A 20,339-nucleotide genomic window follows, 5' to 3' on the forward strand; every position below is an offset into this window, starting at 1 on the left:
GCACCGTCACACCTCAGGAAAACCATGAAGATCAAGCGCGTTCACATCGAGAACTTCTGCTGCCTGCGCAGCCTCGACGTCTCCTTCGACTCCGTCACCTCGCTCATCGGCCCGACAGGCGTCGGCAAGTCCACCGTCCTGCGTGCCCTCGACTGGTTCTTCAACGGAGAGAAGGGCGGGACCCTCGGCGAGGAGGACGTCCACTCGGCGGCGGAGACCAAACGGATCCGCGTGGAGGTCGAGTTCAACGGCCTCACCGCTTCCGACCGGGCCGCCCTCGGTCACTACGCACCCGACGGACTGGAAACCCTGAGCATCTGGCGCACCTGGGAGAACGGAGAGGACCGGATCACGGGCAAGGCCCTGGCCTATCCACCCTTCGAGCGGATCCGGGAGGGCGCCGGCAGCCGAGAGAAGACGGCCGCGTACAAGGCCTTACGCGAGCAGGACCCGGCACTCGGTCTGCCCGCCGTCCGCAGTTGGGACGCCGCCGAAGCGGAGATGCGCTCCTGGGAGGCGAGGAACCGGGACCGGCTCACCGAGGCCGAGGTGGAGGGCACGCACTTCTTCGGCTTCGCCGGCCAGGGGCTGCTCGGCAAGCTGATCGACTTCGTCTTCATCTCGGCCGACCTGCGGGCCTACGAGGAAACCGACGACAACAAGGCGTCCGTGGTGGGGCGGATCCTCGAGCACGCGGTCGACCGCTCGGAGGCGGAAGCCCACTTCACTGCCATCGACGAGGAAGCCCAAGCCGCCCGCGAGAAGGTGCACAGGGAAATCTACGCACCGGTGCTGGCGAGGCTGTCCGGAGCCCTGTCCGCGGAGGTCGGCCGGTTCACCGTCGGACGGGACGTCGTCGTCACCCCGACCGCCCAGGTACCCAAGCGGGCCAGGACCGCGTTCGCGGTCAGCATCCGCGACGGGGCGGCTCTGACACCGGTCCGCCGCCAGGGTCACGGATTCCAGCGCGCGCTGATCATCGCGGCACTCACCTACCTCTCCGAATGCCGCCGGCCTGAGAGCGGGACGCGCTCCCTGTGCCTGGCGATCGAGGAGCCCGAGCTGTTCCAGCACCCGGCACAGACCCGGGTCTTCGCACAGGTGTTGCGCAGCCTGGTCGCGACGGCCGAGGACCGGACCCAGGTGATGTACGCGACGCACAGTCCGGTGTTCATCGACCCTTCCCACTACCAGCAGGTCCGCAGGCTGTACCGGGTCACGGGCGGCGAGCACCCCGACGTAGGCCTGAGGACCCTCGGTGAGGAGCAGTTGCGGACAACGCTCGACGGACACGTCGACGAGCGGTCCATTGCACGCCGAGGGACCACGCGGTATGTGAAGGACCTCGCCGAGGCCCTGTTCTCCGATGTGGCCGTGCTCGTGGAAGGTGTCACGGACGAAGCCGTCCTGCTGGCCTTCGCCGAGCGTCAGGGGCGCAACCTCGGGGCGGAGGGCATCTGTGTGCTGAGTACCGAGGGCAAGAACAACATGATGCTCTGCCACGCGATCCTGACGGGTTTCGGCGTGCGCTGCTACCTCGTGTTCGACGCAGACACCGGGCCCAAAAAGGGTCAGGGCGGCGTCAATCCGCAGCATGAGGCCGAGAACATGAGGATCCTCGGCTACCTCGGAGTACCTGTCGTGCCCAGACCCGCGACCGCGTCCGAGACCGAGTACACCGTTTTCGAGGACGACCTCGAGACCTGCCTCAGGGACGAGTGGCCCGCTTGGAGCGCCCGCTGCCGGGAGCTGACCGAGCTGGAAGCCGGCTACGTCGCGGGCAAGCACGTACCCACCTACGCCGAAGCCGCACGCACCGCCGACGGCGAACCGAAGCTGCTGCACGCGCTGCTGGAGAACGTGAGGGCCATGGCAGGACAGCCGACGCCCAGGGCCTAACGCGCATACACGAGGTTCATGCCATTCCTGTCGGAAGCCGACCGTAGGCTGTCGCCGGAGAAAAAGGGGAGACGATGACTGACGACCGCAAGGGAACCGTTCCGGTGTGGATGCTGGCGACCGGTGATGTCCGGGTGCCCGCATTGACCGGGGACGGGCCGATGACGGCTGAGCGCCTGGCCGAACTGCGCAGTGTGCTGGCCGGCCTGGCCGAGGAACCGATCGCCACGCTCGAGGCGCACCCGCTGCCCGACCGGCTCGACCGCGGCCGGGGCATCCCGCTCGATGCCGCGAGTCCCCTGGCGCAGCACCTGTCGCAGCTCATCACGCAGTCAGCGCGGAGCTCCTCCGCGTCGGCACCGGCTATCGGCGAAGGCCTGTACCGCATGGTGATTCCGGCGAAGGTCGCCGCCCAGTTCGGTCAGGGCGTCATTCGCCCGATGGCGGCGAAGGGAGCGGTCTGTGCCTTCCGCGGCCCGTTGGTGGACTCGGCGGGGAAAATCGTCGGTGGCGCGAAGTTCGTGCCGGTCGGTCCAGCGGCATCAGCGGGCGCGGTCGGTGGAGCCGGGGCGACGGCAGGTGTGGCGATCGGCGGCAGTGCGATGCTCACCGTGGCGGCGCCACTCGTCCTCATGGCCGTGGCGGTGGGGGTGAGCGCGCATGCCGACGGCAAGCGTCAGCAGGCGATCGAGCACATCACAGAACTGCTGGAGCAACTGCAGGAGCAGGAGCTCGAGCAAGAGCAGAGCGCACTCGACGGCTGCCGCGACGCCATCGACAAGGCCACCGCCATTCTGCTCGACCAGGGCAAGCCCGGTGTCTCGCTGGGTCTGGACTCGGCAGTACACGCCATCAACTCGGCGCTGGGAGCCGTCGATCGCCGCCTTGCCAAGTGGCAGAGCGCACTCGACAAGTTGCTGGAGGGCCAGGCCGTCGATCTCGGCACGCTGACCAAGTCGTTCCCCGGCATCGACGACCATGGTGGCGTCTTCCGTGCCCATCTCGAACTCGCCACCCTGGCCATTGCGTTGAAGCGTCGGGTCGTCGTCCTGCAGGCCGTCGAGCACGCCCAGAGCGACCCCGGCAACCTGTTCGAGAACTTCACCCGCGCGCTCAAGCGCGACCAGCAGCGCCTCGACGAACTGGAGTCGGGCATCGCCGGTGTCCTGGCCCGCCTGTCGATGCTGGAGCTGGCCCGCCCGAGCGGATTGCGGCCCGTCTTCACGACCGCGGAAGTCGACCGCCTGATGCGCGCGGCCCACCGGATTCACCAACTGGGCGACGGCGCCGTGGTCGACAGCCGCACGACGGACGTGGCGATCGAGATCGCCCGCGACGAGGACGGCTCGGTGGTCGTGTTCCCCGCGCTGCCCGCGTCGGCGTAGGCGCGCTCGCAGTCACCGGTTGGGAAGCCACAGGGAAAAGCTCTCGACCGTGCGAGTCCGCTGTGATCGCACAGCCCAGGAGTTCGTGACAGGTGGCCGGCTCGCATGGCGCCGACCACCTGCGGGCCGTCCGGCGTGTGCGTCACCCCGGCAGCGCGTGCGGCTTGCTGCCGTGCAGAGCGAAGATGCGCTTGCCGACACGAGTGCGACCGCTGCCTCGCGGAGGCAACGGTCGCACTCGTGACGTCCGTGTTCCGGACCCCAACCGTTTCAGAACGGCCCCCTGCGCCGGCGCGTCACGGTGCCGGCGGCACCGTCGTCCCGCAGTCGTCCACGCCCTCGAGCCACGCCGGTCCCTTGATGTAGATGTTGGTCACCCACGCCCTGTAGTCCGGCAGGTACGACCACACGTCGTTGGTGTAGCCGTCGGAGGTGACCTCTTCCGCGTGCTTCTGGCACTGGACGCGGATGGTGGTGGAGTACGGGAAGGCGTAGACACGGGCGGCGCTGACGGAGGGTGCGGCCTTGGTCCACACGCCGGTGCCCCACGTCTGGTGGATGTGACCGGTGACCGGCCCGGTGTTGACGCGGACGGCGCCGAAGTAGCCGTTGAGGCGGACGTCGCTGACCATGAGCCGGGTGCCGGACTCCTTGGCCTCGACCATCTTGCCCGCGCCCAGGTAGATGGCGATGTGGTGCAGGTCCTGCGAGGTGCCCCAGGCGAGCAGGTCGCCCGGGACCAGCGGGACCAGGCCCTGGGCGGCGGTGAAGCGGGCGGCGGCGCGGTGCGTGTAGTACTGCTGGCTGGCGATGCCGTTGAGGATGTCGGAGCCCGCCGCACGCGCGTACGCGTGGCGGACCAGGCCCGAGCAGTCGAAGCCGAGCCGTTCGGGGTCGTGCTCGCTGTCCGGGTCGGTCGGGTCGATCTGGCCGTACGTGGGACCCGGCTGGGCGCCGTGCCCGCCGCCCCACGTGTACCAGGTGCCGGCCGCGACCTCGGCGCAGGCGGCGGCGATCGCGCGTTCGGCCGCCGCGGAGGCTCCGGGTGCGAGGACGCCGCACGCGTCGGCGGCCGTGCGCTGTGCGGGCGCCTGGGTGTTCGCGGCGGCGGCGGACACCGGCGCCCAGAAGAGGAAGGCCAGTAACGCGATCAGTGTGCGGATGAGATTGGTCCGGCGGACCATGCCAGGACCCCCGTTTCCTGTAGCTGTCGAAAGAAGTGGTCGCACAGGAGCCTGCTGGCCGTGCCTCGCGCTTGTCGAGAAACCAGGTGTCGCCTCCCGCCGATGGGCAACGGGAAACACCCGGGAAACCCCCTCCGAGCAGGTGAAGTGAGTCGCCGTCACCCCCGCCCGTCGCAGGGCTCCCCGTCGGAGAGGGGGACGCCGGGCAGGAGCTTGGCGCGCGCATCGGCACCGATGCTCGCGCGCAGTCGGCAGATCTTCGCCAGCCGGGCCCCGGGATCCAGGTCCCACAGCCGTACGGTGCCGTCCGTGCTCGTGCTGGCCACCGTGCGCCCGCCGGGAGCGAAGGCCACGCTCCACACCGCGTCGGTGTGGCCCGTCAGCGTCGCCCACGGACGCCGTCCGGCGACGTCCCACAGGCGCACCGTACGGTCGTTGCCGCTGCTGGCGAGCGTGCGGCCGTCGGGTGCGAAGGCGACGCCCCGGGTGGAGCCGATGTGACCGGTCAGGACGGCCTCCGGGCGGCGTTCGCGGACGTTCCACAGCCGTACGGTGCCGTCGTTGCCGCTGCTGGCCAGGGTCCGTCCGTCCGGGGTGAAGGTCACGCTGCGCACCGCGCCGGTGTGGCCCTTCAGCGTGCCGAGCGGGCGGTGCGAGGGGATGTCCCAGAGCCGTACGGTCAGGTCGTCGGCGGCGCTGGCCAGGACCCGGCCGTCGGGGCTGAAGGCGACGGCGTTGGCGTAGTCCCGGTGGCCGGTCAGCGTGGCCAGCGGCGCGCGCTTCGTCACGTCCCACAGGCGCACCGTGCGGTCGGCGCCGGCCGAGGCGAGGCTCTGGCCGTCGGGCGCGAAGGCGAGGGAGTAGACCTGCCCGGTGTGGCCGGTCAGGGTCGCCAGCGGTCCCCGTGCGGCCACGTCCCACAGCCGGATCGTGCCGTCGGAGCCCGCCGACGCCAGGGTCCGCCCGTCGGGTGCGAAGGACACCGAGAAGACCGCCTCGGTGTGTCCCCGGAGCGTCGCCAGGAGCCGGCGCCCGCTCACCTCCCACAGACGTACCGTGTGGTCGGCGTCGGCGGTGGCCAGCAGCCGCCCGTCGGGGCTGTACCGGGCCTGCCAGACCTGCGTGAACGGACGGGCCGTCAGCACCGGGCCGTCGAGGTTCCACAGGACCACGGACCGGTCGAAGCCGGCCGTGGCGAGCAGGGTGCCGTCGGAGGCCGCGGCCACCCCCATCACGTAGTCGGTGTGGCCGGCGAGCACGGCGGTCTGCCGGCCGCTGCGGACGTCCCACAGCCTGGTCGTCCCGTCACCGACCGCGCCGACGACCGTGGCGCCGTCGTGCGTGTACGCGACGGCGTTGATGTCGTCGCTGCTCCCGGGCAGCGTCGTGCCGAGCCGGCCGGCGCGCACGTCCCACAGCCGTACGGTCCGGTCGACGCCTCCGGAGGCCACCTTCCGGCCGTCCGGGGAGAACGCCGCGCCCAGCACTTCGTCGGTGTGCCCCTCGAGCACGGCGAGGGGCCGGGCCCGGTCGGTGTCCCACAGCCGCACGGTCCGGTCGGCCCCGGCGGAGACCAGGGTCCGGCCGTCGCGGGCGTGGTCCAGGGCGTTGACCGCTCCCTCGTGCCCGTGGAGGGAGGCGGTGACGCGGGGCGTGCGCGCGGTGTCCCACAACTGGACCGGTCCCTGCGCGGTCGCGACGGCGAGCCGGTGCCCGCGGGGGTCGAAGGACAGCGCCCGGGCGCCCTCCGTGCTGTCGTCGAGCACGGCCTTCCTCCGGCGCCCGGCGATGTCCCAGAGAGTCACCGGTCCGCGCGTCGACGTCGCCGCGAGGGTACGGCCGTCGGGGCTGAAGGCGATCGAGCGGACGGGCCCGGACACGGCGAACGTGGCGGTCGTGCGGCGGTCCGACACCCGTCGCAGGGTCACCGTCCCGTCGGAACTGGCCGTCGCCAGGGACCGGTTGTCCGGTGTGAAGACCACCGCGTTGACCGGCCCCCGGTGGCCGCCCAACCGGCCGGAGAAGGGCTGGGACTGCGTGCTCAGCAGCGCACCGCGCGCCTCGACGGTGACGTGGGCCCGGTAGGCCTCCCCGGCCAGCAGCATCGACGCCTCCGGACGGCCTCCGGCGAGCGACGCGGACAGCACGGCCAGTGCCTGGGAACGCGCGACGCGTTCCTGGCCGAGGGCGCTCTCGCGCTGCTGGTGGGCGATGCCTCCTGCGGTCAGGGCGAACCCCAGCAGGACGACGAGCGTGGCGAGCATCGACTGCCGGAGCCGGACCTGGCGCCCGGCCTGCCTCTCGTGGCCTTCCTGCTCGGCCAGGCTCGCCCGGAGGAACGCCTCCTCGACGGGGCCGAGCAGGCGCCGGCCGTCCAGTTCGTCGGCCCAGGAGCGCACGGTGCTCAGCCGGGTGCCGCGGTACAGCGCGGACGGATCGCGGCCCTCGCGCTCCCATTCGGCCGCGGCGTGCGCGAGTCGCTGGTGGAGGAGCAGCCCGGCGCGGTCGGCGTGGATCCAGTCCCGCAACCGCGGCCAGGCGTGCAGCAGGGCCTCGTGGGTGATCTCGACCGTGTCGCTGTCCGTGGTGACGAGCCGGGCCCGTACGAAGGCGTCGAGCGCGGCGGCCGCGCCGTCCGCGGCGGCGAACTGCTCCATCAGGGCGGCCGTGTTCATCCGGCGGCGGGTCGCCCCGCCGCCGTCCGCGACGTACACCAGCCGGGACAGGACGCGGCGGATCGTCTTCTGCTCGGCCGGGTACAGCCGGGCGAAGACGTTCTCGGCGGTCCGCGCGATCGCGCCCCGGATGCCGCCGGCCCGCTCGTACCCGGCGACGGTCAGCGTGGACCCCTCGCGCCGCTGCCAGGTGGCCAGCAGGGCGTGGGAGACGAGGGGGAGCACGCCGGAGGGTGTCACGTCGGCTCCGGAACCGGTGTCCGTCCCGCTGCCCCTCGGTGGGCCGCCCTGCTCGTCGCGCAGCCCCGCGTCGCGCAGGAGGAGGGGCACCAGGCCCGGCTGGAGCGTCAGTCCGGCGAGTTCGGCCGGCCGGGTGATGGACTCCCGTAACTCCCCCACGGACATGGGCGGCAGCACGAACAGCCCGTCGGTGAGGACCGGGGCCAGTTCGGGGAGGTCGAGGCAGTCGCCGGTGAAGTCGGCCCGGACGCCGAGCACCACGACGGCGGAGCCGTGTCCGTCCTCCTCCGGCCGGGGGGCCGCCAGCGCGCAGAGCACCCGGACGAAGGAGCGCCGCTCGTCCTCGTCCGCGCAGAGGGTGAAGAGCTCCTCGAACTGGTCGACGATCAGCACCGGCCGACAGGGCGGGGGCCGGCGTCCCCCGGGCGGCGCCGGCGGGTCGTCCGCCATCGCGCGTACGGCGTCCAGCACCGCGTCGGGATTCCCGCGCACCTCCTCGACGGTGACGGCGAGGTCACCGCCCACCGCTTTCGCGGTGCGTTCCAGGAGTTCGTCCAGGGGCCGTGAGGTGGGGGTGAACGTCACCACCGGCCACCGGTCGGCGCCCGGCATGGGGAGGTCGCCGCGCCGCAGGGCGGGCACCAGTCCGGCGTTGAGCAGGGACGACTTGCCCGCGCCCGAGGGGGCGACGAGCATCAGCGGGCCGCTTCCCACCCGTTCGAAGACGCGTTCCACCAGTGCGGCCGTCGCGTGCTCCCGGCCGAAGAACCAGTCCGCGTCCTGCGGGGTGAACGCCGACAGGCCGCGGTACGGACACACTCCGTCGGACTGCCGCCCGGAGGCGGCGGCCTCGGCGTCGCTCCCGCCGCCGGCGGGCGGTCCCTCCTGGACGAGCCTGAGCAACCGCCCCTCGGCGCGCAGCACTCGGTCACAGACACGGGCGACGTCGGCGGTCGCCCGTTTCGTGCCGGTCTCGATCTTGCTGAGGTAGCCCTTGCTGTAATGCGTCTGCCGTGCCAGGTCGGTCAGCGACAGGCCGCGCGCCTGTCTGAGTCGTCTTAGTTCCGCGGGGAAGGAGTGCGTGGTCAGCGCGTTCCGATCCCGCTCGTTCCCGTGGTCAACTTCATGCCCGTGCTGCGGATCTCCCACGGAGTCCCCCAAGCGGTGCGGCCGTGAGACGGCGGGCACCCAGGTTACTGCCGGGGTACTGAGGTAAGCCAAACCTTTCACCCGGTCTGGCGAAAACACGAACGTCCGGAACCATGGGTCGGTTCCGGACGTTCGCCCCCCGTCACACGGACGGACAGGTCGGGTCAGGTCAGGAAGGCCCCGCAGGCGCTGCGGGCCACCCAGCGGTGCGAGGAGATGGTGTCGTTCGCGTTGACCCCGTTGGTGAACCGGTTGTCGGTCAGGTTGTCGGCGTAGAGCTCGCCCGGCGCGAGGCAGGCGTGGCCGCCGCCGTAGCCGGAGTTCTCGTAGAACGCGATGTGGTCGAGGCCGCCGGTGAAGCCGCGGTTCATGACGGACGTCGCCCTGTCCTGCGAGCCGACCCACCAGTCGCTGTTGCCCGCGGTGCTGATCAGCTGGGCACCCGAGCAGTCCAGGTTCTCCCAGGCGTACATGTAGCCGTTGCGCGGACCCCACTTGCTGTCGCAGCCCGGTCCGGCGACGGTGTTCCCGGCCGCCTGCGAGGTGGCGGCGGGTACGACGACGCCCAGGGCGGTGAGCCCGAGGAGGGCGGCCGTGACGGTGAACTTGCGCATGCTGTTTCCCCTCGTTTTCTCTGATGATGTGATGCGTCGGTGCCGGCGCACCGGGCCGGTGACCCGGCGTGCCCTCACCGGGGGCGGTGTCCGCCCCGGAGCGGGGACTGGTCAGCCCCGCTCCGGAACGATGCGCACCGCCCGGTCGTAGGCCCGCTGACCGAGGTTCCGGTAGGTGTCGATGTCCTTGCCGAACCGGTCGCGCAGGCGGTCCAGGTAGTACGTCTCCCGCGCCGTGGCCACGGCGCGCAGGGAGGTCTCGCGGGCACAGGCCGCGTCGGCGACGGCGGTCCTCCGCTCGGCGGCGAACGCCTCGTCGGCGCGGGCCGCGCCCAGCCGGCCGGTGTTGACCCGGACGGCTTCGCGGGCCGCCTGGGGGTTCTCGTAGGGTTGGCCCGCCCTCTTCATGCATCGGGACCAGGCCCCCACCGCCGCGGTCAGACGGCGGTCCTTCATCAACTCCTCGCCGTAGAGGGCGTTGAGACCGGTGGCGATCTTGCCGGTGCGGTACCACTCGGCCGGGTCGCCGTAGAGCGCGCGCTCGGCCTCCTCCGTGCAGCCGCCGACGCGCTTGCGCGTCTCCCCGCCGCCCGGCAGCGATGCCGTGAGCATGCGGGCGCCGTCACCGCCGTCGAGCGCGGTGTCGAAGGCGGTGCGCCGGGACGGGGAGAGGCCCTGGCGGTAGGTCCCGTTGGGGTTGCGTTCGCGGACGCGCAGGCTCTTCGCTTCGATCCGGCCGCCGTACCCGTACGTCCGGGCCCAGGCCACGTCGTCCTGCACGTAGCGCACCGGGCGGCTCTCCCGGAGCGTCAGGCCACGGTCCTCGCGGTAGGTGAAGCCCTGGCGGTTCATGCACTGCCTGGTCAGGCGTTGCTGCGCGTCGGCGACGCGCAGCTCCTGTTGCCAGGTCAGTGCCCGAGGACGCGGACGCCGATCCTGTTGCGCCGGTTCGTCGGCGCCGTCGGCGCATCCGGTCGTGGCAGCCGCCACGACCACGCACAGGAACACGAGTGCACGTCTCATGAACCCAACCCCCCTTCGCTGCCGCTCGCTGACGAACCCAGAGTTGCCCCGCTGCCGACAGAGGTCGACGGGTTTCCTGTTGCCCGCCGTGACCGCCGACCGGGAAACACGGCGTGACCAGGGGAAACGCCGGGAGGGAGGCAACGTGGTGGGGACGGCCGGAAGCGGTGCGGGCGAGGAGCGGCGCCCTCACCGCGTCACGGTGCCGCCCGACTCGACACGTCTTCCCTCGCATCCCGTCCCGGCGTACGGCACCCCGCCGTACAAGCGTCGCCGCCGGCGGCCGCACCGGCGCGGCCACGACGCCGAGCCCATGCACACCGCACCCTCCCACTCGCCCCACGGACACTCCGAGCTCGCGACGGCCTTCACCTCCGCCCCGCGAGGCGCCCGACCGGCCCGGCTGTTCGTCTCGCACTGCCTGGACTCCTGGGTCACCCGTACGACAGCCACGTCGACGAAACGCTCTCCCTGATCACCGCCGGGCTCGGGTCCGAGTCCGGCCGCGGCCTCCTCCTCGTGGCCGCCCTCGCCGACGGCCGGGGCGCCACCGACCGCCCGCACGGCCCCGGCAGAACCGTGTGGGCGTGCCCGAGCGCATGCCGGCCCTCGGCGGAATCACCGCACCGGACGCGCGGTCCGATGCCCGACGTCCCGGATACCGACGCCGCCCCGGTGGGAGGCCCCGGGTGCGAGGAACGGGACCGGCCGGCCGGACGTGTCCGGGGCGACCGGTTCCTGTCCCTCTCCGCCGCGTGCCCCCGGACGCGTCAGTCGTCCTCCACCTGGATCAGCACGACGAAGCGGTCACCGTCACTGCCGGCGACGAGGGTGTCCATGGTGGTCCCGGTGACGCCGCTCACGCCGGCGTCGTCCCGGTTGGACCACCAGCGTGCCCGGGGTCCGAGGGCGGCCACCACGCGCCGGGCGACGGCATCGGCCTCCCCGCGGTCCATGTACGCGTGCGACGGCCACAGCAGACTCACCGAGGCGAGTTCCCCCATCAGCGCGGTGACGTCCGAGGCGTCCCACGGCACGAGCGACGCCTCGACCTGCCCGACGGGCACCGGGTCCGAGCCGTACCGGTGCCAGTGCTCCTCGTGCAGCCGGCGCACGAGGGCGTGCACCTCGGCGGCGACGAGAGACCGTGGCCCGTCCGGAGCGGGGGCGGGCCACGGAAGCCGCCCGGCGCTCACGTACACGTTCAGCTCACGCGCCAGCCGTTCCATGAGCTCCGTCGGCTCGTCCCCGCCTCGTGTCACTGGTCGTCTCCCGGATCCTCGCGACCGGCCCGGTCGTCCTGCGCCGGCCGCGCCCGTACGGGATCAGCGGCCGGACAACAGGTCCGGTAAGTACCGGAATTGCGCCGATCGTACGACAACCCCCGTCAGCAGCACGCTCGCACCGTCACGGGCGAAGGTATGACGGATTTCAGGCTCGGCAACTGCCCACTGCGTTCAACGCATTGACACGTGCATTACATGGGCTTTACGTTCCGGCCATCTGAGAGCGCTCTCAGAACCTCTTCCTGTCACGACTTGAGGTGACGCATGCCATCCCCACGCACCAGACCGGCAACCGTTCTGCTGCTGGCCTCAGCCCTCGCCGTCGTCGGCCTGGGCCCGGCCGCCACACCGGCGGCCGCCGCCACCGTCCCCGTAGGATCCGGCAGTTACTCCGACACCCGGCCCGCCGGTACGTCGGGCCCCACCACCAACACGGGAACCCCGGTCACGCCCAAGGTGACCGCCGCCGCCAAGGACCGGCCCGTGCCCACCAACGACTGGTGGTCCTCCCTCGCCTTCCAGCGCTACGGCGACAACCCGTACTCGACCCCCATGTACGGGCACCCCCTCACCTACCAGGCCACGGCCGGCGGGCTCGACGTCGGCTACCCGACGACCCCCGCGATCGTCGGTGACGGCCGCCAGTACGAGTACGCCCACAAGCGCGACCTCACCATCGGCCTGACCGGCCTCAACTCGCCCGACACCAAGGCCGACGACTGGTCGGACTGGACGGTCACCCCCTACTGGTCCGACGGCGCCCGCACCCTGCGCACCACCATCGGCCACGGCTCCCCGTTCGTCTACGCCAAGGGCTCCGGCGGCAACGCCCAGATCACCACCGCCGGCACGCCCGCCGTCTTCGCCGACCAGGGCAACGTCCTCGGCATCACCGTCGCCGGGCACCACTACGCCCTCTTCGCGCCGACCGGCAGCGACTGGAACGTCGCCGGATCCACCGTCACCGCGGGTCTCGGTTCGAAGGACTACTTCTCCGTCGCCGTGCTGCCGTCCACCGGCGCGCTGGCGACGTTCAAGAAGTACGCCTACAGCTTCGTCACCGGTTCCAAGGTCACCTGGAACTACACCGGGGGCACCGTCGGTGCCACCTACACGCTCACCACCGAGGCGAAGGAGGGCACCGAGCGCGGCACGCTCCAGGCCCTCTACCGCCACCAGTGGCTGCACACCACGGACCCCCTCACCTCCTACACCTACGTCTCGCCGCGCGGCACCATGAAGGTCCGTGAGTCGGCCTCCTTCACCACGAGCCAGAAGGCGTCGGCGGTGCTGCCCGCGCTGCCCAAGTCGAGCGGTGTGGACACCGCCCGGCTGCGCGGCTACCTGAACGAGGTCGTGAACGCCTCCGACCCCTTCTCCGGGGCCTCGGACACCTACTGGACCGGCAAGGCGCTCGGCCGCCTCGCCCAACTCGTCCCGGTGGCCGACCAGATCGGCGAGACCGCCGTCCGCGACCGGATGCTCGGCCTGATGAAGGGCAGGCTCCAGGACTGGTTCACGGCGGGAGGCGCGAACGAGTTCAGCTACGACAAGGACTGGAAGACCCTCACCGGCTATCCCGCCTCCTACGGCAGCGACACCGAACTGAACGACCACCACTTCCACTACGGCTACTACGTCTACGCGGCGGCGATCGTCGCCCAGTACGACCAGGCGTGGGCCGCCGAGTCCGCCTGGGGCGGCATGGTGAAGACCCTCGTACGGGACACCGCCAACCCCAGCCGTACCGACAGCGCTTACCCCTTCCTGCGCGGCTTCGACGTCTACGCGGGCCACGGCTGGGCCTCCGGGCACCAGGGCTTCGCCGCCGGCAACAACCAGGAGTCCTCCTCCGAGTCCACCAACCTCAGCACCGCCCTCATTCTGTGGGGCTCCGCCACCGGCGACACCTCGCTGCGCGACCTCGGCACGTTCCTGCTGACCACCGAGTCGGAGTCGATCGCCCAGTACTGGTTCGACGCCGACGAGCAGGTCTTCCCGTCCTCGTTCGGTCACGACACGGCCGGCATGGTGTGGGGCAGCGGCGCCGCCTACGCCACCTGGTGGACCGCCAACCCCGAGGAGATCCACGGCATCAACGTCCTGCCCGTGACCGGCGGATCGCTCCACCTCGGCGGCGAGAAGGCCGCCATCCGGCGCAACATCGCCGAGATGGAGCGGGAGAACGGCGGTCCGGCCGTTGAATGGCGCGACCTGCTGTGGGAGTTCGAGTCGTTCGCCGATCCTGCCGCGGCCAAGGCGAAATGGGACGCGGGCCACGCCGGCTACACCCCGGAGGAGGGCGAGTCCAAGGCGCACACCTACCACTGGATCAGCACCCTCGACACCCTCGGCGCCCCGGACGCCACCGTGACCGGTGACATCCCCGCCTCCGCCGTCTTCACCAAGGGAACGACCCGGACCTACGCGGCCCACAACCACGGAGCGACGGCCCGCACCGTCACCTTCTCCGACGGCAAGACCCTCTCCGTGCCGGCCCGTTCCACCGCGACCGGCACCGGAACCGGTTCGGGAGAACCCGACCCGGACCCGGAGCCGCCGACCGGCAACACCTTCCAGCTGCGCAGCGGTGGCGCCCTGACCACGGCGACCGGCGGCACGGAGGGCAGCGACACCATCGCCTCCGCCGGCGGCGCCAACCACGACGGCACCCCGCACCAGCCCCTCGTCTACGAGGTGCGCGGCGTCAACGGCACGCTCACCCCGGGCGCACAGACGGCCTTCCGGCTCCAGGTGGACGCGGGCACCGCGGTCGGGCTGGGCCAGCAGGCCCGGATCAGCTACGACCTCACCGGTGACGGCAGCTTCGACCGGACCGAGACGTACCACTACTTCGCGACCGACCCGGTCACCGGATGGGAGGAGTACACGCAGGCACGCGGCCTCAAGGCGGCCACGGGCACACCGGGCGACCTCAAGGCCGGCACCGTACGCCTCGAGGTGTGGAGCGCCATCGGCAACGGCACCTCGAAGCTCCGGACGGGCACGGACAAGTCCGTGCTGGTGATCCCCTACAGCTGAACCGGCGAAGGCCGGTCCGCCTGCCGCCCGTGCCGGTTCGACCGGCACGGGCGGCAGAGGCGGCGGGACCGCGCCGCCGCGATGGCCACCCGCTACGGGGAATCGTCCTGAGGGCCGGCCAGGTGCGCGATCCGGAAACGGCTCGGTCGTGTCAGCCGCATCGAGTCCGAGCCCACCCCGGCCGGCCCGGTCGGCGACTCCCGCCCAGCCGGGGAACTCCGAGGCCCACGGGCCGTCGACAGGCCGTTCACCGGCCGACCGACGGCGTACCCTCCGGGGCTCGCAGCAAGGCCGCGGCAGGTAGGCGGAGTGGACGCGCACGGCCCAGTCGTGCACCTGGACCGCCAGTGCGGCCAGGGCGACGGTCTTCCGCGGCAGCAGACTGCGGGGCGCCGCGTCGGGGCCGGGGGAACGCATTGTCCCCACCATTTCGTGCAACCTTTTCACCGCCCCGAGGGTCGCCTTCTGTGTGCATGTGCAATTCCCGCACGGGCGGCCCCAGCCGGGCCGGCTCGTGACGCAGCCGTTCCCGCTCGGCACCCCCAGCGCGAGCACCCGTACGCCCCCGGTGGAGACGTGCTCGGGCACGGCGCCGTCCACGACCGCACGCCGCAGCCGCGCCGGCAGCCCACCGAGCGCCGCGCGCAGACCGGACGAGCCGCCGTCGGTCCCGGACCACCGCGCCATTCATTCATCCCGCAACTACTCTCGCTTCATGCTAAATTTAATGCGTTGACGACGTCAACGAGTAAACGCTTATTGACTTTGTCGCTTCTCGTGTACGATATCGCCTGCTGCCGCTTCCCCTCTGTCACGATGAACCGGCTTCGCAGGCTCCCCGGTCACCGCGCACAGGGCGTAAGTGCCTCGTCGAGTACGACCGAGCAGCCGCCGTCGGCCATGGCCCGTGTCTGTCCGCTGCCTGAAAGAGTTCCTCGTTGATCGACAACACCGCCCCGCGGAGGGACGGGTCGGCCCCCGCCCTTCCGTCCGCCGCGCCTTCTCCCTCGGACGTGCGCGCGGAGCGCCGCCGGCTCATCGAGTCGATCGGCGCCCTCCGCCGCCTCCTCTCCAAGCGCCGCGCCTTCGAGGTCGCCGACCAACGACGCCTGAACCACGAGGCAAGGCGCCACAACCGCGTCGAGGCCACCCACGACAAGGCGCTGCACCGGATCCATGAGGAACAGGCACGCCAGGAAGCCTCACTGACCCACCAGCTCAACGCGCTGGACGGAGAACGCGAGCGTCAGGAGACGCAAGCTCTGGCGCTCCTGCGCCGTCACTCCATCGAGCGCGCGCTCAGCAGCACCTACCTCACCGCCAGCGAGGTGAGCGGCATCGGCAACGGCCTCATCCGCAGCCTGGCAGCACAGGGCATCAGAACCGCCGCCGACTTCCACAAAGTCAGCTGGGAGAAGGCACCGAACGGCAAGGGCGGCGACGTCCTCTACATCCACCGCACCAAGGGCGGCAAGGTCCACATCAACGGCATCGGTGAACACCGTGGCCGCCCCTTGCTGGAGTGGCGTCGGGCCGCCCTCACCCGCGCGGAGGCCCGCGCCCCGCACAAGCTGCCCCCGGACGAGCGGCACCGCATCGTCGAGATCATCGAGGCAGAACGCGTCCGCCTGCGCGCGGAGTTGGCCAAGGCCCCGCAGACAGCCGAAACAGCACGCGCGGAAGCCGTCCGACTGCGCACCGAAGCCCTCGACCTGCTCACCGCCGCCACGGGAGAGGCCGCGCGGCTCGCCGCCGTGCGCAGGGCGGAATTCGACGCGATGGCCGAGAAACTGCTCGACCTCCAGAGCCAACTGTCGGCCCACGTGGACACGTACGGCGATGCCGGCCGTCGCGTCCGCCGCGCGCAGAACCGTGCGCTCCGCCCGATTCCCCAGGCGTCGCCCCTCCCCGGCATCCCGTCTCCCCGCACTCCGGGGAGTGCGACAGCCCGGGTCGGTTTCACCAAGGCCACTGACCGGACCGACCCCCACCCGATTCCGGGCGTCCGGGCAAGCCCTGGCTGGCTGGTCCCGATTCTCTACTTCTGCCTGACAACCGTCGTCGGCGTAGGCGAACTGGGAGACAACACGGCCCACCCCTCCATGATGATCGCCTCCCGCCTCGTCGCCCTCGCGGCCACCGCCGAGCTGCTGCGCCTGTGGCTGCCCCGCATACGCACGCGAACCGCGGGCCCGATGCCCGACGGAACCGGCTGGCAGACCTCCGGAGTGTTCCTCGCCCTGACCGCGGCCGGCATGTTCGAGGACGAGAAGTCCGACGTCTTCGGGGCCGCCTGCGTCGTATCGGTCCTTGCCGCAGTGCTCTTCCTGGCGGGGACCGGTAGCCGCATTGTTGAGGCAGAGGACCACGCCGGCAAGAACCCCACGTCCCGAGATGGAGCAGCCACATGACCGAGAGCACGCCCGAGAGACCGGACACCACGCCCCCGCCGCCCCCGGCGGCGCCGCCCACCGTCACCCAGGCCTACCCCATGCCTGTCCCAGCAGCCGCGACAGGACGCCGTCCGGCCAAGCGCGCCCTGATAGTCGCCGCCGTCGTCGCGTTGCTCCTCGCCGGTGGCGGCGTCGCCTGGTGGGCGCTGGCCGACGAGGGGGACCCCATCGACCACGTCGAGGTCTCGGGCGGCAAGCTCGTCACCGATGACAGCGACGCGTACGAAGACTGCGACGACACCGACGAGTACACCTACAACGACTGCGACTCGGACACCGACGAGACCTACGAGTTCGTCTACAAGATCACCAACGAGGGGGACGAACCCGCCAACTACTCCGTCATCGTCAACGCCTTCGACGAGGACGGCGACTTCGTCGGCCAGACCTACATCGGGTCGACCCACCTGGCCGCCGGCAAGACCGACGCCGACAAGAGCGAGTTCAACGAGTACAGCGAGTTCGACGACAAGCGCGAACTGTCCGACATCGCGTCCGTGAAGGTCGCCTACGTCGAGCGCGTCGCACTGGCCAACTGAGCCGACAAGTCACGTCCCGGCGGTGTCCGCGACAGGGCAGCCACCTGGACACAGGTCACACCTCGGTGACAAACCCCACGAAGCGCGTCCATCCTTCACGCCCCACCGTGAAGGGCGGGCGCTGGACGTCCTTGAAGTCCCGTAGGTGGATGGCCTGCTCGGTAACGGCGGCCTCCACGCGGTCGTCGCCCTGTGCCCTGCCCATCGCCTCGCAGACCAGCCGGCAGATCGCCGAGACCCTCATGGGCTGAGAGGATCATGCCGATCTTTCATCGAACTGTCGTGCCCTGTAGGTTCACACGCGCATACGGGTGTTGACGATGTGCGGGTGACGGGGGTCGCGGCATGGTGGGTCATCGGCCGAGTGATTGGCATGTCCTTGACCTGGACAAGGACCCGGTCCCCGGCGATCCGCAGCGGGTGCGCACCCTGGCCAAGGTCCTGCACGACTTCGCCGACGACGTCTCCGAGGCGCTGCGCCTGGTGAAGGGGATGGCCGGTGAGGGGACGCTGGCGGAGTGGGCGGGCAAGTCGGCCGAGGTGTTCAAGGAGGAGTTCTCCGGGGTTCCCAAGAACCTGCGGAAGCTGGAGAAGTCGTACGCGATGTGCGGGGACGCGCTCGCGGACCATCGGCAAGAGCACCCGTGCCCTGGGCCGGCAGATGAAGAAGTTCTTCACCTGCGGCGACCCGGTCGACATGGCCACCGGTCAGATGGTCATGGAAGAGATCGATGTCTTCCTCGACGGTGTTCTGCCTCTCCTCCTGGAACGCTGCCACCGCACCGGCGTGCGGGGCGGCAGACTTCTCGGACCCAGTTGGATCACCACACTCGACCAGCGGCTCCTACTCGATGCGGGCGGCGTGCGGTTCGTTGCTGCGGACGGCATGATCCTTCACTACCCGGTTCCCGATCCGGAGGTCACCGTCCTCCCCGTGGAGGGGCCCCACTGGCCGCTGAGCTGGGACGGCATGCCGGGCGGCGCCTTCACCCTGCGTCAGCCGGAGACCGGTCGTACTCTCACCCTCCGGCCGCTGCCCGCCGGCGTACAAGCGGAGTTGCCGCTGTCCGTGATCAATGATCGCAACGGCAACACGATCACGCTCGCGTACGAGAACGGACTGCCCGTCGAAGTAGCTCACCACGGTGGCCATCACATCGCGGTGAGGTGCCAGGAGGGCAGGATCACGGAACTCGTCCTGGCCAGCCATCCTGAGCGGCCCACCCTGGTCCGGTACGGTTACGACGCCCATGGGGACCTCACCGAGATCTACAACTCCTCCGGCGTGCCCCTGAAGCTCTCCTACGACGCCGGACATCGCATCGTCGGCTGGGAGGACCGCAACGGGGCCTGGTACCGCTATGCGTACGACGATGCCGGACGGTGCGTCGCCGCACGTGGCGTGGAGGGCATTCTCGACTGCACCTTCGAGTACGACGATCAGTCGCATCTGACGACCGCCGTCGACTCGTCGGGGAACACCATCCGGTACTAGTTCAACGACGCCTACCAACTGGTCACGGAGACGAACCAACTCGGCCACACGATCCACCACGAGTGGAACCGCCGCGATCAACTTCTGTCCCGCACGGACGCTTTGGGGCGGACCCTGCGTATGGAGTGGGACGAGGCCGGACGTCTCACCGCGGTTCGGTTGCCGGACGGAGCTCGCTCGACCGCCCGGTACAACGAGCTCGGCCTACCGGTGGAGCTGGCGGACCACGACGGCACCGTCCGGCGTCAGGAATGGGACGAGCTGGGCAATTGCACGGCCTTGACGGAGCCCGGCGAGCGGGTCACCCGTTTCACCCGTGACGGGACGGGAGCCATCGCCTCGGTGACCGACGCGCTGGGCGGGGTGACCCGGTTCGAGAACAACGCCGCAGGGCAGCCGGTCCGCGTGACCGATCCGCTCGGCGCGCGGACCTGCCTGGCGTACGACGCCTTCGGCCGCACCACCGAGATCGTCGACCCGCTGGGCGGGACCACCCGGCAGACCTGGACCGTCGAGGGATTCCTCCTCTCCAGGACCGGTCCGGACGGCGCCACCGAGGCCTGGACGTACGACGGTGAGGGCAACCGGCTCACTCACACCGATGCTGCGGAACGGGTCACACGCTTCGAGTACGGCGGATTCGACCTGCTGACCGCCCGCACCAGGCCGGACGGCGCGCGGTACACCTTCCGCTACGACACCGAGCTGCGTCTCGTCCAGGTCACCAACCCGCATGGACCGACCTGGGACTACGCCTTCGACGCGGCCGGCAACCTCGTCTCGGAGTCCGACTTCGAGGGACGCACCGTCACTTACCGGTACGACGCGGCGGGCCAGCTCCTGGAACGCACCAACGCTCTGGGCCAGAGCGTCCGGTTCTCCTATGACCTGGCCGGCAACCAGATCGAGAAGTCCGTGGACGGGCGGACGACTGTGTACGCACACGACGAAGCCGGTCGCCTGGTTCGGGCGACGGGCCCCGACGCCGTCCTCGCGCTCCGCTACGACGTCTCGGGCAACGGCGGCGCACATCGTTCCTTCAGGGTTCAGGCGCTCGGGTGGCCCTCGCATGCGGGCACTGCCGGCACAGTACAAGGTCGACATCAACGACGCGGCGAACGGTATTCCGCTCGGTCACCCGAGACCCCACAACTTCACACACACCGACCGGTTCCTGGGGCGTCTCGACGCTCACCTGCACAATGTGGTCGCGGACCGGGTGGCCCTCGGTTACGGCGACCGCGCCATCCGCACGGTGCTCCGTCGCGAGCTGCGCAGCATCGGACGGCAGATCGAGACCGAGTTGGCCGGTGTCACCCACCAGGTGCCGAGCACCGCATACTGGACGGCGTAAG

13 protein-coding genes and 1 pseudogene are annotated in these 20,339 nt (G+C 70.8%); 8 read left to right on the forward strand and 6 right to left on the reverse strand.

Features of this window, described 5'->3' with window-relative positions; genetic code table 11:
• The first annotated feature begins 24 nt into the window (after positions 1 to 24).
• Both ACFXAE_RS20495 and ACFXAE_RS20500 read left to right on the forward strand, forming a co-directional pair.
• Positions 25 to 1,899, forward strand: a complete 1,875-nt coding sequence (locus tag ACFXAE_RS20495; protein WP_384716572.1) for an ATP-dependent endonuclease — start codon at positions 25 to 27, stop codon at positions 1,897 to 1,899.
• 74 nt (positions 1,900 to 1,973) lie between these two features.
• Positions 1,974 to 3,284, forward strand: a complete 1,311-nt coding sequence (locus ACFXAE_RS20500) for a hypothetical protein (RefSeq protein ID WP_384716575.1) — start codon at positions 1,974 to 1,976, stop codon at positions 3,282 to 3,284.
• A gap of 296 nt (positions 3,285 to 3,580) precedes the next feature.
• Here ACFXAE_RS20500 and ACFXAE_RS20505 read toward each other — a convergent pair whose 3' ends face one another.
• From ACFXAE_RS20505 to ACFXAE_RS20525, 5 genes are all read right to left on the reverse strand, one after another.
• Positions 3,581 to 4,468, reverse strand: coding sequence for an NlpC/P60 family protein (locus tag ACFXAE_RS20505; RefSeq protein WP_384716578.1), 888 nt, complete (start codon positions 4,466 to 4,468; stop codon positions 3,581 to 3,583).
• Between the two features lie 158 nt (positions 4,469 to 4,626).
• Positions 4,627 to 8,532 (reverse strand): helix-turn-helix domain-containing protein, encoded by a 3,906-nt coding sequence (locus ACFXAE_RS20510; protein ID WP_384716581.1) that lies wholly within the window; start codon positions 8,530 to 8,532, stop codon positions 4,627 to 4,629.
• Positions 8,533 to 8,696: 164 nt separating this feature from the next.
• Positions 8,697 to 9,146 carry a peptidase inhibitor family I36 protein gene (locus tag ACFXAE_RS20515; RefSeq protein WP_384716584.1) on the reverse strand — a complete coding sequence of 150 codons (450 nt, stop codon included), beginning with the start codon at positions 9,144 to 9,146 and terminating at the stop codon, positions 8,697 to 8,699.
• A gap of 111 nt (positions 9,147 to 9,257) precedes the next feature.
• The gene (locus tag ACFXAE_RS20520; RefSeq protein WP_384716587.1) at positions 9,258 to 10,169 is read right to left on the reverse strand and encodes a hypothetical protein; all 912 of its coding nucleotides are present in this window, start codon (positions 10,167 to 10,169) and stop codon (positions 9,258 to 9,260) included.
• Positions 10,170 to 10,939: 770 nt separating this feature from the next.
• Positions 10,940 to 11,431 (reverse strand): hypothetical protein, encoded by a 492-nt coding sequence (locus tag ACFXAE_RS20525; protein WP_384716590.1) that lies wholly within the window; start codon positions 11,429 to 11,431, stop codon positions 10,940 to 10,942.
• Between the two features lie 288 nt (positions 11,432 to 11,719).
• Between ACFXAE_RS20525 and ACFXAE_RS20530 the strand changes: the two genes are divergently transcribed.
• The 3 genes from ACFXAE_RS20530 to ACFXAE_RS20540 all read left to right on the forward strand — a co-directional run bounded on the left by ACFXAE_RS20530 (position 11,720) and on the right by ACFXAE_RS20540 (position 17,489).
• Positions 11,720 to 14,497, forward strand: a complete 2,778-nt coding sequence (locus tag ACFXAE_RS20530; RefSeq protein WP_384716593.1) for a glycosyl hydrolase — start codon at positions 11,720 to 11,722, stop codon at positions 14,495 to 14,497.
• A 938-nt stretch (positions 14,498 to 15,435) separates the two neighbouring features.
• On the forward strand, positions 15,436 to 16,908 hold the full coding sequence (locus ACFXAE_RS20535) for a hypothetical protein (RefSeq protein ID WP_384716596.1): 1,473 nt from the start codon (positions 15,436 to 15,438) through the stop codon (positions 16,906 to 16,908).
• Complete coding sequence (locus ACFXAE_RS20540; protein WP_384716599.1) at positions 16,905 to 17,489, forward strand: hypothetical protein; 585 nt, start codon at positions 16,905 to 16,907, stop codon at positions 17,487 to 17,489. Before ACFXAE_RS20535 ends, ACFXAE_RS20540 begins: the two co-directional genes overlap by 4 nt.
• Positions 17,490 to 17,544: 55 nt before the next feature.
• Here ACFXAE_RS20540 and ACFXAE_RS20545 read toward each other — a convergent pair whose 3' ends face one another.
• Positions 17,545 to 17,733 (reverse strand): DUF397 domain-containing protein, encoded by a 189-nt coding sequence (locus ACFXAE_RS20545; protein ID WP_384716602.1) that lies wholly within the window; start codon positions 17,731 to 17,733, stop codon positions 17,545 to 17,547.
• Between the two features lie 417 nt (positions 17,734 to 18,150).
• On the opposite strand from ACFXAE_RS20545, the gene ACFXAE_RS20550 reads away from it, so the two are divergent.
• From ACFXAE_RS20550 to ACFXAE_RS20560, 3 genes and pseudogenes are all read left to right on the forward strand, one after another.
• Positions 18,151 to 18,984 carry a DUF6531 domain-containing protein gene (locus ACFXAE_RS20550; RefSeq protein ID WP_384716605.1) on the forward strand — a complete coding sequence of 278 codons (834 nt, stop codon included), beginning with the start codon at positions 18,151 to 18,153 and terminating at the stop codon, positions 18,982 to 18,984.
• A 15-nt stretch (positions 18,985 to 18,999) separates the two neighbouring features.
• Positions 19,000 to 19,884, forward strand: a pseudogene (locus tag ACFXAE_RS20555) (type IV secretion protein Rhs); the annotation flags it as partial.
• A complete protein-coding gene (locus ACFXAE_RS20560) occupies positions 19,868 to 20,338 on the forward strand; it encodes an AHH domain-containing protein (protein ID WP_384716608.1) in 471 nt (156 codons plus the stop codon). The pseudogene ACFXAE_RS20555 and the gene ACFXAE_RS20560, both read left to right, overlap by 17 nt.
• The last annotated feature ends 1 nt before the right edge of the window (position 20,339 follow it).

The organism is Streptomyces sp. NPDC059454 (genome assembly GCF_042749965.1).
Lineage (GTDB): Bacteria > Actinomycetota > Actinomycetes > Streptomycetales > Streptomycetaceae > Streptomyces.